This window comes from Corynebacterium sp. HMSC076G08, from assembly GCF_001811515.1.
GTDB classification, from domain to species: domain Bacteria; phylum Actinomycetota; class Actinomycetes; order Mycobacteriales; family Mycobacteriaceae; genus Corynebacterium; species Corynebacterium hiratae.
The window spans coordinates 114,058-128,800 of sequence record NZ_KV805048.1 but is presented as its reverse complement, the minus strand read 5'-3'; the positions used below and the strand labels follow the sequence as shown (position 1 = coordinate 128,800).

The 14,743-nt window shown below is 60.1% G+C and carries 13 protein-coding genes and 1 pseudogene; 9 read left to right on the top strand and 5 right to left on the bottom strand.

The features are described 5' to 3' along the window. Positions 1-186: 186 nt before the first annotated feature. The 6 genes and pseudogenes from HMPREF2806_RS06800 to HMPREF2806_RS06775 all read left to right on the top strand — a co-directional run bounded on the left by HMPREF2806_RS06800 (position 187) and on the right by HMPREF2806_RS06775 (position 7,181). Positions 187-1,080, top strand: a complete 894-nt coding sequence (locus tag HMPREF2806_RS06800; RefSeq protein WP_049154573.1) for a KPN_02809 family neutral zinc metallopeptidase — start codon at positions 187-189, stop codon at positions 1,078-1,080. Between the two features lie 337 nt (positions 1,081-1,417). Then, the gene (locus tag HMPREF2806_RS06795) at positions 1,418-3,007 is read left to right on the top strand and encodes an inorganic phosphate transporter (protein ID WP_198525934.1); all 1,590 of its coding nucleotides are present in this window, start codon (positions 1,418-1,420) and stop codon (positions 3,005-3,007) included. Positions 3,008-3,145: 138 nt separating this feature from the next. After that, on the top strand, positions 3,146-3,868 hold the full coding sequence (locus HMPREF2806_RS06790) for a CBS domain-containing protein (protein ID WP_049154572.1): 723 nt from the start codon (positions 3,146-3,148) through the stop codon (positions 3,866-3,868). Between the two features lie 45 nt (positions 3,869-3,913). Beyond that, a pseudogene (locus HMPREF2806_RS06785) lies at positions 3,914-5,021 on the top strand (LLM class flavin-dependent oxidoreductase). Further along, the gene (locus HMPREF2806_RS06780) at positions 5,022-5,699 is read left to right on the top strand and encodes an FMN reductase (RefSeq protein ID WP_070516932.1); all 678 of its coding nucleotides are present in this window, start codon (positions 5,022-5,024) and stop codon (positions 5,697-5,699) included. A gap of 72 nt (positions 5,700-5,771) precedes the next feature. Then, positions 5,772-7,181, top strand: a complete 1,410-nt coding sequence (locus HMPREF2806_RS06775) for an L-serine ammonia-lyase (protein WP_049154569.1) — start codon at positions 5,772-5,774, stop codon at positions 7,179-7,181. On the opposite strand, the gene hisS is transcribed toward HMPREF2806_RS06775, so the two are convergent. The 3 genes from hisS to tpx are packed head-to-tail and all read right to left on the bottom strand — an operon-like array spanning position 7,178 to position 9,602. After that, positions 7,178-8,455 carry a histidine--tRNA ligase gene (gene hisS, locus HMPREF2806_RS06770; protein WP_070516930.1) on the bottom strand — a complete coding sequence of 426 codons (1,278 nt, stop codon included), beginning with the start codon at positions 8,453-8,455 and terminating at the stop codon, positions 7,178-7,180. The two genes, HMPREF2806_RS06775 and hisS, sit on opposite strands and share 4 nt — an antisense overlap. Before the next feature lie 5 nt (positions 8,456-8,460). Continuing rightward, positions 8,461-9,105, bottom strand: coding sequence for an MBL fold metallo-hydrolase (locus tag HMPREF2806_RS06765; protein WP_070513224.1), 645 nt, complete (start codon positions 9,103-9,105; stop codon positions 8,461-8,463). Next, on the bottom strand, positions 9,105-9,602 hold the full coding sequence (tpx, locus tag HMPREF2806_RS06760; protein WP_070513221.1) for a thiol peroxidase: 498 nt from the start codon (positions 9,600-9,602) through the stop codon (positions 9,105-9,107). Before tpx ends, HMPREF2806_RS06765 begins: the two co-directional genes overlap by 1 nt. 106 nt (positions 9,603-9,708) lie before the next feature. Here tpx and HMPREF2806_RS06755 point away from each other — a divergent pair, with 106 nt between their 5' ends. The 3 genes from HMPREF2806_RS06755 to HMPREF2806_RS06745 all read left to right on the top strand — a co-directional run bounded on the left by HMPREF2806_RS06755 (position 9,709) and on the right by HMPREF2806_RS06745 (position 11,508). After that, positions 9,709-10,569 carry a peptidylprolyl isomerase gene (locus HMPREF2806_RS06755; RefSeq protein ID WP_046648581.1) on the top strand — a complete coding sequence of 287 codons (861 nt, stop codon included), beginning with the start codon at positions 9,709-9,711 and terminating at the stop codon, positions 10,567-10,569. Positions 10,570-10,857: 288 nt separating this feature from the next. Further along, complete coding sequence (locus HMPREF2806_RS06750) at positions 10,858-11,211, top strand: hypothetical protein (protein WP_070516928.1); 354 nt, start codon at positions 10,858-10,860, stop codon at positions 11,209-11,211. A gap of 45 nt (positions 11,212-11,256) precedes the next feature. Further along, entirely contained in the window at positions 11,257-11,508 is a 252-nt protein-coding gene (locus tag HMPREF2806_RS06745) for a hypothetical protein (RefSeq protein ID WP_046648585.1), read from the top strand. A gap of 302 nt (positions 11,509-11,810) precedes the next feature. Here the strand turns inward: HMPREF2806_RS06745 and HMPREF2806_RS06740 are convergent, their stop codons facing one another. Both HMPREF2806_RS06740 and HMPREF2806_RS06735 read right to left on the bottom strand, forming a co-directional pair. Then, positions 11,811-12,368: a DUF421 domain-containing protein gene (locus tag HMPREF2806_RS06740; protein WP_180963910.1), complete on the bottom strand. Its 558-nt coding sequence runs from the start codon at positions 12,366-12,368 to the stop codon at positions 11,811-11,813. Positions 12,369-12,469: 101 nt separating this feature from the next. Further along, positions 12,470-14,605 carry a bifunctional metallophosphatase/5'-nucleotidase gene (locus tag HMPREF2806_RS06735; RefSeq protein ID WP_049154883.1) on the bottom strand — a complete coding sequence of 712 codons (2,136 nt, stop codon included), beginning with the start codon at positions 14,603-14,605 and terminating at the stop codon, positions 12,470-12,472. Positions 14,606-14,743 lie beyond the last annotated feature (138 nt).

Genomic DNA, 14,743 nt, shown 5'->3' with positions numbered 1-14,743 from the left:
ACGCGTAGACAGCACGCGCCGAGGGATGCAAGAACTTGAACGGCCCAAGTCTACCGCCCGCACCAGACTTGCTCAGCGCTGGGGTAAACACCGAGCGCCGCCGAACGTCGAGCACTGGTACCCCCGCTTGACGCAGCTCCCCTCATCACACGCACATCACCGCCCGCATATGGCAAAATCTGGACCATGACTTTCAAATCTGGCGCCAACTTTGATGGCAAGCGAGCAAGCTCCGGCGGCGGGGGCCGCGGCGGCATGATCGCTACCGGCGGCGGCATTGGCTCCCTCCTCCTCATTGGCCTCTATCTCTTGCTTGGCGGCGATCTTGGTGACATCACCGAAAGCAGCCCTCAGCCCGACCAAACCCAGGTCGGCCCAGAGGAAAGCGGAGAGGATGCCTTCGCACACTGCCAAACTGCCGAGGACGGCAATAAGTACGACGACTGCCGCGTCATGTTCGCCGCCCAGTCCGTCGACAAGGTCTGGGCCCAGCAGCTGCCGGATCAGGCAGGCATCGAGTACGTCGAACCCGGCCGCGTCATCTTTAACAACACCACTATGTCCGGCTGTGGCCAAGCCTCCGGCGCCACCGGGCCGTTCTACTGCCCGGCCGATGAGTCCGCCTATTTCGACACCGCGTTCTTCGATCAGCTCCGCAACTTCGGTGGGGATAATGCACCTCTGGCACAGATGTATATCGTCGCCCACGAATTTGGCCACCACATTCAGAAGCTAGAGGGCACACTCAGCTTGTCCAATTACAACGAACCCGGCGAGGACTCCAACGCAGTGAAGATTGAGCTGCAAGCGGATTGCTATGCCGGACTGTGGGCACACTACGCCGACAAGGGTGAGGATGCTTTGCTCGAAACGATCACCGAACAGCAGGTCACCGACGCCGTCAACACTGCCCGCGCCGTGGGCGACGACAACATCCAGCGCCGCTCTGGCGGCGAGGTACGCCCCGATACCTGGACACACGGCTCCTCTGAGGACCGAGCACAATCCTTCCTCGCCGGATATAACAGCGGAAAGATGGAGCAGTGCGACACTTTGGGTCGAGGCGTATATAAGTCTTAATACCGAGCGTCAAAAATGTTGGTGTGTCCACCGAAAGGCCACACCACCCCCAAATGTTCCACAAAATGTGCAGATTAAATTCAAATACATGAGGCGTTTACCTGCCGGCAATCTTGATGCTTTACCCTGATCAAGTTCCCGCCGGTTCGTGGTGGGATCCGCTCTGTCTTTAAAAACATAAAAGAACTGTGCGTGATGTCATCACCTGCACCGCAGCAGGTACGTTAATCCCCATCATTATTGACGCTTTTACCTTGCCCGCGGCAGCCCGCGCTTCCTCATCACGCAGCGTTCTCTTCATGAAAGGAACGACGTTTTGAGCACCGCCACGCCGACGATGCCTGATCTCGAAACGATGAATGGTAAGAACAAGGACTGGATTTGGCACTTGTTCTTCGGCGCCATCACCGCTGTTACTCTTGTCCTCTTCATCATTTGGGGCAACGGAGAGGTTGCTGAGGGCGCTAACAAGATCGTCCTTGTTACCGCGATCATCTTCGCCGTATTCATGGCCTTCAACATTGGTGGCAATGACGTCGCCAACTCTTTCGGTACCTCCGTGGGTGCGGGAACCCTCTCTATGAAGCAGGCCCTCGCTGTTGCGGCGGTTTTTGAGGTATCCGGCGCGATCCTCGCCGGCGGCGAGGTTACCGACACCGTCCGCTCCGGCATTGTGGACCTCGACGCCATTGACGGGCTCGACCCCATGGAGTTCGTCTACATCATGATGGCGTCGCTGCTCGGCGCTGCCATCTGGCTGCTCGTCGCTACCCGCATGGGCTGGCCGGTTTCTACGACCCACTCCATCGTCGGCGGTATCGTCGGCGCCGCGCTGACCGTCGGCTTCGTCACCGGCAAGGGCGGAATGGACATGGTGCAGTGGGGCGGCATTGGCACCATTGCTTTCTCCTGGGTACTTTCACCAGTTCTTGGCGGTGTTGCCGCTTACCTGCTGTTTAGGTGGATTAAGGCTTCCATCCTCGTCTACAACGACGCCGCAGACGAGCGTCTGCGCGACATCAAGGTTCGCCGCGCTGAGCTGCGCAAGGAGCACAAGACCCGCTTCGAGCGCATGAACGAGCTGCAGCAGATTTCCTACACCAACGCCATGGCCCGTGATGCCGCCCTCACCGCGGAAGATGATTACGATCCAGAGGCGCTCGAGTCCGACTACTACCGAGATTTGCACAACCTCAACAAGGATCTCGAGGACGTCAACGCGCACCGCGCACTAGAGAACTGGGTCCCGCTGCTGGCAGCATTGGGCGCTGTTATCATCTCCGCGATGATGCTCTTCAAGGGCCTCAAGAACACCGGCGTTGACTTCTCCACACTTGAGAACCTCCTTGTCATGGGCATGGTAGGTGCCGTGGTCTGGATGGCCGTCTTCATCTTCGCCCGCTCTCTGAAGAAGAAGTCCCTGTCCCGCTCCACCTTCCTCCTCTTCTCTTGGATGCAGGTCTTCACCGCCTCCGCCTTCGCGTTCTCGCACGGCTCGAACGACATCGCCAACGCCATCGGCCCCTTCGCCGCCGTCTTCGATGTCCTGCAGACCAACCGGATTTCTGACGAAGTCACCGTCCCGCTGCCGGTCATGGTGGCTATGGGCATTGCCCTCGTTTCTGGCCTGTGGTTCATCGGCCGCTTCGTTATCCAGACCGTCGGTTCCGGCCTGACCCAGATGCACCCCTCCTCCGGTTTCGCCGCTGAGCTGGCTGCCGCTGCCGTTGTCATGGCAGCCTCCCTCCTAGGCCTCCCGGTTTCCTCGACGCACATCCTCATCGGTGCTGTCCTTGGCGTCGGCATCGTCAACCGCGCTGCTAACTGGAACCTGATGAAGCCCATCGCCCTCGCATGGGTCATCACTCTCCCAGCCGCCGCTGCCATCGCAGCTGTGACGGTCTCCATCCTGCGCGTCGTGTTCTAGTCTCAACACAACACGCGCACAGGGCATCGTACCCAGTCGCCGCGAGTCTCCTGCCGCCTCGGGATACTCGCGGCTTCTTTGTTTTCTCTGTCCACCAGCGACCACTGGGGTTTGAGAGCACCCGTACACTGGGACGGCATGAGCGATAACTCCCTGGCCAGATTCTTTTCCGCATTCAACGACATTGAGCAGTTTCTCCGCCAGGCCGTCGGGGCCAAGAACTCCGACTCCTTCTGGTGGATTGTCGACCGCGCACACGACAAACACCTGCTCAGCAAGCGCCAGGCAGAGCAGCTCAAGGACTTAGGTAATCTGCGCAACGCCATCGCCCACGGCCGCTATTTCGACGGCGAGCCCATCGCTACCCCGCACCCACAGGTGCTGGCGCAGCTAGAGAACCTCCAGCGGCTTCTTACAGATCCGCCCACGGCACAGTCCTTACTCGCCAACCGTGAGGTCACCACACTTGGCCCCGATACCCCGATCATAGAGGCTCTCCGGCTCATTAATAGGACCGGCTATTCGCAGATCCCGATTTATGATTCCGGCGCTTACCAAGCCCTCCTCACGACCAATGTCATCGCCCGCTGGGTCGCAGCAGATTTGGGAGACGATGGTGTGGTCAACGCGGCGTCGATTAGCGCCGTTCTAGAGTTTGCAGAGAAGAAGGACAGGGCCGAGTTCCTTCCCCGCAACGCCAGTGCGCAAGAGGTCATCGATGCCCTCACCGAACCCGCGGCGGACGGCACGCATCCTAGTGCGGTTCTCCTTACCGAGCAGGGCAAGCCTTCGCAGCGCCCGCTCGCCATCGCAACGCCAGCGGATCTTGCAGTCTTGGTCGACGCCCTTGAGTGGGAATAATTACCCGGCTAAACTTTGTTGACATGTCACAGAGAGGAGTATGGCATGCAATTTGGAGTCTTTAGCATCGGTGATGTCACGCAAGATCCCACCACCGGTCGCACCCCCACCGAGGCCGGAGCGCATCCGCGCTATGACAGAAATCGCCCTCAAGGCAGAGGAGGTGGGCCTCGACGTCTTCGCCACCGGCGAGCACCACAACCCACCCTTCGTCCCGTCCGCACCCACCACCCATCTGGCCTACATCGCGGCGCAGACGAAGAACCTGCACCTCTCCACTGCCACCACGCTGATCACCACCAACGACCCCGTCCGGCTTGCAGAGGACTACGCTTTTCTCCAGCACCTGGCTGACGGGCGCATCGATCTCATGTTGGGCCGCGGTAACACCGGTCCGGTTTACCCGTGGTTTGGCAAAGATATCCGCGAAGGTATCCCTCTGGCGGTGGAGAACTACCACCTGTTGCGCCGCCTGTGGCGCGAACCGGTCGTGACCTGGCAAGGAAAATTCCGCACCCCGCTACAGGGATTCACCGCCACACCGGCGCCGCTCGACGGTATCCCGCCCTTCGTCTGGCACGGCTCTATCCGTTCCCCACAGATTGCCGAACAGGCGGCCTATTACGGCGATGGTTTCTTCCACAACAACATCTTCTGGAACAAGGAACACACCGCGAAGATGGTGAGCCTCTACCGCAACCGCTACGAATCCTACGGTCATGGTCGCGGGGATCAGGCCATCGTGGGCCTCGGCGGGCATGTCTTCATCGGGTCTACCGAGCAGGAGGCGAAGGATTTCTTCCGCCCCTACTTCGACAACGCCCCGGTCTACGGCCAAGGCCCTTCCTTAGAAGAATTCACCGCACAAACCCCACTGACGGTAGGCACGGTGGAGCAGGTCGTAGAACGAACCCTGCAGTTCGCCGACTGGGTGGGCGACTATCAGCGCCAGCTCTTCCTTATCGATCATGCCGGCCTTCCGCAAGAGGTGGTGCTAGCGCAGATTGAGATTCTGGGTACGCAGGTCGTCCCTGAGCTGCGCCGGCGCTTTGAGGAGCGCCGCCCAGATCATGTACCTTCTGACCCGCCAACGCACGCCACGCTCGGTAGTTATGAACCACACGCGTTGGTCAACCCTGGAGAGGAGAAGTAGATGCGGTCACTCGTCGTCATTACGGCTGGGTTGTCATCGCCGTCCTCGACGCGCGCGCTTGCCGACGCCCTCTCGGCCGCCACCTCCGCCCACGTCACCGCGCGGGGCGAAGGCACCGACATCACCGTCGTCGAGCTCCGGGACCTCGCGAGCGAGCTAGCTGAGGCCATGACCAACTGGGTTTCGCCCACGCCCCGTCTCACCGCGGCACAGTCCGCGGTGCTGGATGCCGACGGCCTCATCGCGGTCAGTCCCGTGTTCCAGGGCAGTTACTCGGGTCTGTTCAAGATGTTCTTCGACACCTTGGAGCCACATTCCCTGGAGGGGCTTCCAACCCTCATCGCGGCCACGGGCGGCTCCAGCCGTCACGCCTTGGTGTTGGATTATGCCCTGCGCCCACTACTCAATTACCTGCATGCCACGGTGGTCCCCACCGGCATCTTCCAGGCCACGGAGGACTTTGGCACCGCTGAGGGCGCGCGCAATGAAAAGCGCATCGAGCGCGCCGCTGGGGAGTTGGCGGACCTCATGGTGCGCCCGCTCGACCGCGTAGCTGGCCTTGCCGGCCCTCTCGGCGAACCGCAGGACACACACCAGGGTTCTGCTGGGCAGGCACCGGATTCGGAATCAGGGGGCTTCCGCGAACTCCTGTCCCGCCACGACGGCCAACCGGGCTAAGCAACGACTGGGGGCGCTCGGTACTATCGTAAGGCGTAACTTATTTAACGCTTCTAAGGAGGTTTAACCCCCATGACAATTAGCGTGACCGACATCTTCTCGATCGGCATCGGTCCCTCCTCCTCCCACACCGTGGGCCCCATGCGTGCTGCTAAGGCCTTCCTCGAGACCCTTGAGCAACACCCAGCAAAGGTCCACATCGAACTGCGTGGCTCCTTGTCCGCTACCGGCCGTGGACACGCTACGGACCGGGCCGTCATTCTAGGCCTCGCCGGTTGGGATCCGCTCTCCGTTCCGCTCGATGCTGAGCCACGCGCCGATGCCTTCATCCCTACCGAGGGCAGCATCAGCGGCCCGGCAGGCGAGGTGGAATACAGCATCGAATTCAACAACGAGCCGGTGCCCGAGCACCCGAACTGCCTTATTTTTACTGCTTGGGACGAAGACGGCTCCATCCTCGCCGAGAACGCGGAGTATTTCTCCGTCGGCGGCGGCTTCATTCTGTCCCGCGAGGAGTACAACGCCCAGCTCGAAACCGACACTGGCGTTCCGGCCGGTGTCGCTGCGGCTACCGCCGAGGACACCGTTCCTTATGAATTCCAATCTGGTGAGCACCTGCTTCACCTGTGCGCTGCCAATGACATGGCGATTTGGGAGATCGTTGCGGCGAACGAGGCTGTGCTTCACCGCGACGAGGGCGGTCTCGACTACGTCTACCAGCACCTCGATCTCGTCTGGGACATCATGCGCGAATGCGTGACCGAGGGAATTTCCACCAAGGGAATCTTGCCTGGTGGTCTCCGCGTCAACCGCCGCGCGCCGCAGATGTACCAGCAGTTGTTGGCCAAGCAGGACGACGAGTCCTGTGGCTTTTCCGCGATGGAATGGGTAAACCTCTACGCGCTCGCCGTCAACGAGCAGAACGCCGCCGGCGGCCGCGTCATTACTGCGCCGACGAATGGCGCCTGTGGCATCATACCGGCGGTACTCCATTATGCCCGCGACTTCATGGCGGACTTTACGCGCGCCGATGCTCGCCGCTACCTGCTCACTGCGGGTGCCGTGGGCATCATTATCAAGTCCAATGCCTCCATTTCCGGCGCCGAGGTGGGCTGCCAGGGTGAGGTAGGCTCCGCCTCCTCTATGGCGGCGGCCGGCATGGCCGAACTGCTTGGGGGGACTCCGGAGCAGGTAGAGAATGCTGCCGAGATCGCGCTTGAGCACAACCTCGGCTTGACCTGCGACCCGGTCGGCGGCCTCGTGCAGATTCCCTGCATCGAGCGCAACGCCATCGGTGCCGTCAAGTCCATCAACGCCGCACGCCTGGCCCGCATGGGAGAGGGAACGCACCACGTTACCCTCGATAACGCGGTACGCACGATGGCCGAAACGGGGCGCGACATGCTCTCCAAGTACAAGGAGACCTCGCTCGGTGGTCTAGCGAAGACGATGGGCTTCACCGTCTCCCAGGTGGAGTGCTAAACCAGCTGACAAAGCTGCTTGACGACGTCCCCCACGGGGACGTCGTGCTGCTCGTGCGCGCGCAGATCCTTGAGCGCCACGGTGCCAGACTCTAGCTCCTGGTCACCGAGGACGAGTGCGAAGCGGGCGTTGGCGCGATCAGCGCCCTTCATCGCTCCCTTGAGGCCGCGGTCACCGAAGGACATGTCCGCGGAAATACCGGCCTTGCGGAGGTCATCAATGATGCTGACCATCTTCTTCTTTGCCGCAGCGCCCAAAGCAACGCCATAAACGGCCACGCGCTCTTCGACGCCGTCGAGCTCCACGCCCTCGGCTTCCAGGGCCAAAACCGTGCGGTCCACTCCGAGGCCGTAGCCGATACCGGACAACTCCTGTCCGCCGAGCTGAGCCATGAGCCCGTCGTAGCGGCCGCCGCCGCCAATGCCGGACTGCGCGCCGAGGCCATCGTGGACGAATTCGAAACAGGTCTTCGTGTAGTAATCGAGACCGCGGACCATGCGCGGGTTGATGGTGTAGGGCACGCCCATGTCATCGAGCAGGCCAGTGACCGTCTCAAAGTGCTCGCGGCACTCGGCATTGAGGTGGTCGAGCATCAGGGGGGCGTCGACAAGCTGCTCCTGGACTTCCGGGCGCTTGTCATCGAGCACGCGCAGCGGGTTCAGCTCCGCGCGGGCCCTGGTTTCTTCGTCTAGATCCAGCTTGAACAGGAACTCCTGCAGCTTCTCGCGGTAGGCCGGGCGGCAGTCGTGGTCACCCAAGCTGGTCAGCTCAAGGCGGAATTGGCTCAGGCCTAGGCTGCGGTAGGAGCGATCCGCCAAGGCAATGATCTCTGCGTCCAGCGCCGGATCATCCACGCCGATGGCCTCCACTCCGACCTGCTGCAGCTGGCGGTAACGGCCCGCCTGCGGGCGCTCGTAACGGAAGAAAGGACCATAGTAGTTCAGCTTGACCGGCAGTTGGCCGCGGTCGAGGTTGTGTTCAATGACCGCACGCATGACACCAGCGGTGCCTTCTGGGCGCAGTGTCACGGAACGATCGCCACGATCGGCGAAGGTGTACATTTCCTTGGACACAACATCCGTGGACTCCCCCACACCGCGGGCGAACAACGAGGTGTCCTCGAAGATAGGGAGCTCGATGTGTTGGAAGCCGGACAGGTGTGCCTGGTGCACGAAGGTGTCGCGCACCTTGGCAAAGATGGCCGATTGCGGCGGGACGTAGTCCGGCACACCTTTGGGCGCGGACAGGGCTTTGAACTGCTTCTTATCACTCACGCCCTTTAGAGTACATCCCCCGCTGCGCGTAGAAACGGATTAGTCGCGCGTTCACGACGCATAGTCGTGGTCGGGCCATGGCCCGGCAAGATAGCAAGGGAGTCATCGAGGCCCCACACCGGGCCGCGCAAGGAACGCTGCATCGCGGCGTGGTCGGAGTGCGGCAAGTCGGTGCGCCCGATGGAACCCTTAAACAGCACGTCGCCCGTCAGGGCAACCTCCTCAGCCACGAGAATGACGCATCCGGGCGAGTGACCTGGTGCATGGAGCAGCTTGAACTCAAGGCCAACCAGATTCAACGTTTCTCCGCCGATCAAGTCGCGACGGTCCGCCACCTGCTTCATGGAGGCGGCAGCAAAGAGCATCTGCGATTCGGGGGACACACCGGAGCCATCCACAAGCATAAACGCGTCATCTGGGTGGATGTAGACCGGTAGGTCGAACTCGGCGGCATCGCGCGTGTGGTCAATGTGGCCGTGGGTGAGCACGACGGCCTCAAACTCCAAGGACTTCTCACGCGCGAGCTGCTCAAGCTTCTCGCGCGTGTGCATCCCTGGGTCCACGATGAACGCCCGGGATCCGTTAGCCACCACATAAGTGTTGGTTTTATAAGGCCCGGCGGCGAAACCGTAGATTTCGGGAGCGGGCATTACTTGAGCGATGCCAAAGCTGCGTCGTAGTCCGGCTCAGTCGTGACCTCCGGAACCAGCTCGGTGTAGGTCACCTTGTGGTCCTCGTCGGTGACGATGACCGCGCGGGCGAACAGGCCCTTGAGTGGGGACCCCTCTAGCACGAGGCCCAGCTTATCCGCGAAGTCAGAGCGGAAGTCAGAGGCGCTGACGACATTCTCAATGCCCTCAGCTGCGCAGAAACGCTCCTGTGCGAACGGCAGGTCACGAGAGACAGACAGAACAACAGTGTTCTCCAGTCCAGCCGCCTCCTCGTTGAACTTGCGCAGCTGCGCCGCGCACACACCAGTGTCGACGGATGGGAAGCATGAAACGACGAGGCGCTTGCCGGCGAAGTCTGCCTTGGTCAGCTCTGCCAGATCGGTACCGACAAGGGTGAAGTCCGGCAGGACCTCACCAACCTTGGGCAGCTCGGCGTTGGTTTCGACGGGTTCATTCTGAAAATTCGTTGTAGCCATGGCACCCAAGCGTACTGACGCGCGGGGCGTCGCGCCATGATGTAGGACGGTGCGGTTAGGATAGGTGAGTCGAAAGTTGTGAACCACCACTGTGGAGGAAACATAGGTGTCTACTAACAGCCAGCGCTTGGATGATGCGCTCAACCAGCTCGATCGCGAGCTGAAGTCCCGCGACCGTAAACAGAAGAGCCGCCCACTTGGCGTTGTTGTGATGGCAGCCGTCGTCATTATTGCCCTCGTCGGCGGAATCTGGTTCTTGGCTACCCGCTCGTCGGAGGAAGAGGAGATTCAGGCCGAGGAGAGCTCGGCCGCGGAGACCACAACCGAAGCCCCCACCGCCGAGCCTTTGATCGGCAAGCGTGCCACACCGCTGGGTGACACCGTAACGTGTGAATACCCAGAAGCAGGTGACGCCTCCCGTGAGGTGCCTACGCCTAACGGCAAGGACATTCCAGCCAAGGGTGAGGTGACCGTCAACTTCGCCACCAAGCAGGGCGACATCGAGATGACCCTCGACCGCTCCCTAGCTCCGTGTACCGTCAACGCAATCACGGACATGATTTCGGCCAAGTACTATGACGACACCGTGTGCCACCGCATGACCGATGGCGGCATCTTCGTTCTGCAGTGTGGCGACCCGACCGGCCAGGGCGCCGGTGGACCAGGCTTCCAGTTTGCCAACGAGTACCCCACCGATGAGTCTGACGATGCCGCCAAGGCACAGCCTGCCCTGTACCCGAAGGGCTCCATCGCGATGGCCAACGCCGGCGAAGATACCAACGGTTCGCAGTTCTTCATTAACTACAAGGACTCGACGCTTCCTCCCTCCTACACCTACTTTGGTGATTTGACGGAGAAGGGTCAGAAGACCATCGACGCTATCGCTGCTAAGGGCGTCAAGGATGGACAGTCTGACGGAGAGCCCGCCGAAGAGGTGCGCATCACCAAGGCAACCATCGAGGGATAAGTTTTACCCCCTTTACGGTGACTAGCCCCACTCGCGTTCAGCGAGCGGGGCTATTTCTTTACCACTCCGCCCCACCCCGCCCGGTACTAAGAATTTCTTAGCCTTGAGCAGTTCATTTGGCAAACCACTCACCCACCACAGGCACCTCTGTTTAATATCCGCAGCTCACATACGGCGGCCAGCAGATACACAGACTCACCAACTAATTGCCAAATCTCTTGCAAATCGCACAATGTCTCAGTAGCATCTGTGAGGTCTTTGAAATTCCCGAGATCTTAAGGAACGAGAATGAAGTTCTTCTCCCGTAAGGCCCTTGTTGCTGCCGCTACCGCTGCAACCGTTTCCCTGTCCGGCGTGTCCGTTGCTTCCGCTGAGGACACCGCAGTCGTAACCAACGAGTCCGCAGACTCCGAGTCCACCACGGACAACAACAAGGAGACCGACAACTCCGAGTCCGAGAACGACAAGGAGAAGGAAGAGGAGTCCTCTTCTTCCTCCTCCAACGACTCTGAGGGTTCCTCCATCACCGACATGAAGCCGTCTGAGATCCGCGACTGGATCGCAGTCTTCACCGCCATCATCGGCGCTCTGGGCACCGTCTTCGCCTTCTACCAGAAGAACTTCGCTCCTAACGCGAAGTAATTCGGTTTCTCTTTCCACCCTCTCCAAAGATTAGGACACTCCACCATGAAGTTCTTCTCCCGTAAGTCCCTCGTTGCCGTTGCTACCGCTGCGACCATCACCTTCTCCGGCACCGCTGTTGCTTCCGCTGCTCCGGTCGAGAACGATAGCTCCTCCGCTGCTTTCTTCGCTCTCTCCTCCGACGATGAGGGCAACGTCAGCCCGAAGGAGATCCGCGAGTGGATCAAGGTTATCACCTCCATCATCGGCGCCATGGATGACGCATTGCGTCTCGGCGACAAGCTCGCTGGCAACTAAGCCGCAAGCACGTAAGTCTCCTCCCGCGTTCAACGCGCCGGAGGAGATTTTTCGTTTTGCGGGCTGGCCATCCCCCGTTTGACCGTTACTGCCCTAGACACTGCTGCCCTGGACGTGCTGCCTTAGTTGCCAAAGTTTTCCCTCCCGCCCCGGGGATCGGGCTATGTTTTCGTCACGTAGGGCAGTCTGGTCCCCACCCCATGAGGCTCGCGCTCTCGTGTGGAATGGAGAAAGGTATCTCGGCACGTCCTTCAGGACTCCAACCCTCACAGTGGTTAGCAGGTCTAACAGCTGGCGAGAATCTATTCGCTATCCTTTTGCGAGTCTTCTTCGACTTCTTCGATGCGCTCGGCGCCGAGGATATCCTTAAACACTGAAGCGTCGACAAGCTGGCCACGGCGGATGACCGAAATCTGACCAGTCGGTTCCAGAATCATAAGCTGGACGTCGCTACGCCGTCCGAGCCCCGCCTTGCGCACAGCGGAATTGATATCCCTCTCGGTGATGTGCGCAAAATGCATGTTGTCCTCTTGCAGTTCCCCCTTGTACACCAAAAGGACCGGTTTTCGGTCAATGAACCTCGACCACCTCACCAGCTGTCTGAAGGTGCCGAAAGCGGCCTCCAACAACATGAGCGTAAACAGTCCGATGATGCCGGCGGCAAGCGTGGGCGGGTTGCCTACGATGACGCGTCCCGAAACCGCACCAAACATAATGATGATGACAGCATCTGAGGCCGTGATAGACGTCAGCACCCGACTACCGAAAAGCTTGACCAAGAGCATGAAAGCCAAGTAGATGCCCAGCGTTGCGAACATCACCACCGGGATGCGGTGAGGCTCGATGCCGAGCTGATACATTGCCTCGCGTCCAAATAGCCTCAGTGTATCCACAGCTTCCCACCATACCTTCCGCATGCGAAAAGCCCGCACCTCAGTGCGGGCTTTAGGAACGAGACTGACTAGATGTTGAACTGCTTGCGCAACTGCTCAATCATCTGCTGTACCGGAGCCGGTAGCGCGCCTGCCGGCAGGTTAATAGCGCCAATCACAGCGGCAATGGCAGCGGCAATCGCTACGGTGATCCCCACGCCCAGGCCAACGGAGGACGCTACATCCTTGTTGGAGCCGTTATCCTTCGGATCCTTCGGGTTCTCTGGGTCCTTCGGGTCCTCGTCGTTACCCGCGCCCTCAAGGGTGATAGGCAGGACAGCCTTAGTACCAGCATCCGTGGTGATGGACAGCTTCTGCTCGCCCTCTAGGCCCTCCGGGATGGTGAGCTTGACGGTTGCGCGGCCACGCTCGCCAAACTGCTCATCACCCGGCTGTGCTGCGTTATCAATGCCTGCCTCAGCCTTAGCGTCACCCAGTGCAACGGTGACCTTCTTAGCCTGCGGCTCCTCAGCGTTGGAGTAGTTCAGGGAAGACAGGTCAATGGTAATCTCGCTGCCCGGCTTCAGGTCCCCCTCAATGTGAGCACCGATCTGACCCTGGCCGGTGCGGACCTTGGACTCTCCGGACGCAATGTAGTCAATCATCGCCTGGGTGTCCATGTGGCCAACGTCATTGCGGTTCTTGATGGAACCGGGCTCGAAGAAGCCATCGCCGCCTGCTTCCGTATCGCTGGATGCGAGGAAGGAGGACAGAGCAATGCTGTAATTCTTGTTCGGGTCAATCGGTTCACCGTTAATGGTGACGGACTTAACACGCTTGCCTTGCTCAGCCTTCTGGTCGTAGACAACGGTGACATTGTTGGACAGGCCTAGAGCCAGACGTGGGCGGGACTGGCCAGGCTTCCACTGGTTTTCCAGTGCGGTGATGAAGTCAGCTCCGCTGACCTCAGCGGTAATCACGGAGTTTCCGAAAGGCTGAACAGCAAAGATGTCCTGGTATGTAACGTCACCTTCCTTGAGGTCGGCGCGCACACCGCCCGCGTTCATGACGCCAATTTCGATGTCCTTGCCCGCCGGCTTGGCTAGAGCGTAGCGCTGACCTTCCGCAATGAAGTTGTTAAGGGTGGACTCCACACCGCGGTTGGAACCGGTGTCCTTGCCCTCATCGGAGCCGCGGTACATGGCCTTCTCGGTGGTACCAGCAGTCTTGGCACCCTCAATCTCCGCTACTTTCTTTGCTTCCTCGACGACCTTAGCTACCTCGGGGTCGTCTTCGAGGCCCTGCAGCTGGGCGAAGACCTCTGCGTCGGCCACGTCGTACTGCTTGAGATCAATCTTGGTGATCTTCTTCTCGGCCTTGTCGAAGGTGATGTCGGCGTCGTTAAGCACCTTGCCGTACTCGTAGCCCTGTGCCCAGTACAGCGGCAATGCGCCCTCACGGGCAACCTCGCCCTGGGTCTTGACGTGAGTATCACCGCCAAAGAGGATGTCCACATCCTTGTTGAAGCCCTCAGCGAACTGCTGAGCATCCTCGTGCATGAGCGCCACAACAACCTCGGCCTCGCCGGATTCCTTCAGTCGGCTGGCTTCCTTATTGGTGGCCTCGACCGGGTCGGAGAACTCGACGCCCGGGATGGACGCAGCAGACACCTTGTACTTGGTGTTCTCAGTGACGGTACCAACGAAGCCCACCTTCACGCCGTCTACCTCCTTGACGAAGGAAGCATCGAGCAAGGGCTTGCCATCCTTGGTGACGTTGGCGCCCAGGATCGGGAAGTTGGACTGGTCCTTGATACGGCCCATAAGATCCTTATCGCCCTTGTCGAACTCGTGGTTGCCCACGGCCGTGACATCGAGATTCATAGCATTGAGGGCCTCGTTGGTGTACTTGTCCTCAGAAATCGCAGACACGAAAGCGGAACCGCCAACGTTATCACCGGAGGAGGTCAAGGCGTACTCCTGGTCCTTGTTGACGGCCTTGATGAGCGCAGCCATGCGAGCAGCACCCATCTCGGAGTAACCAACCAGTTCCTCGGTTTCCTTATCAAAGTTTTCGGCCAGCTCAAGGTGGCCGTGGAAGTCGGTGAAGTTGGTGACGGAGATGGTCACCTGGTCGGCCTCAGCGGCGAAGGCAGGTGCGCCGGAGACGGCAACGGCGGTAACGGTGGTGGCGGCCAACAGCTGGCCAAAGCGGCGGAAATTCACGTGGTACTCCTGAAGATGAGAGGAATCTTGTCCACGCGTTTATAACGCATCCATCACGGTTGCGCAGGGCTCGCTAACGCCTCCACCTGCACGTTTACTTAGCGTCTTCCCCGTTTTCATCCCAGCGCAACCCAGTGT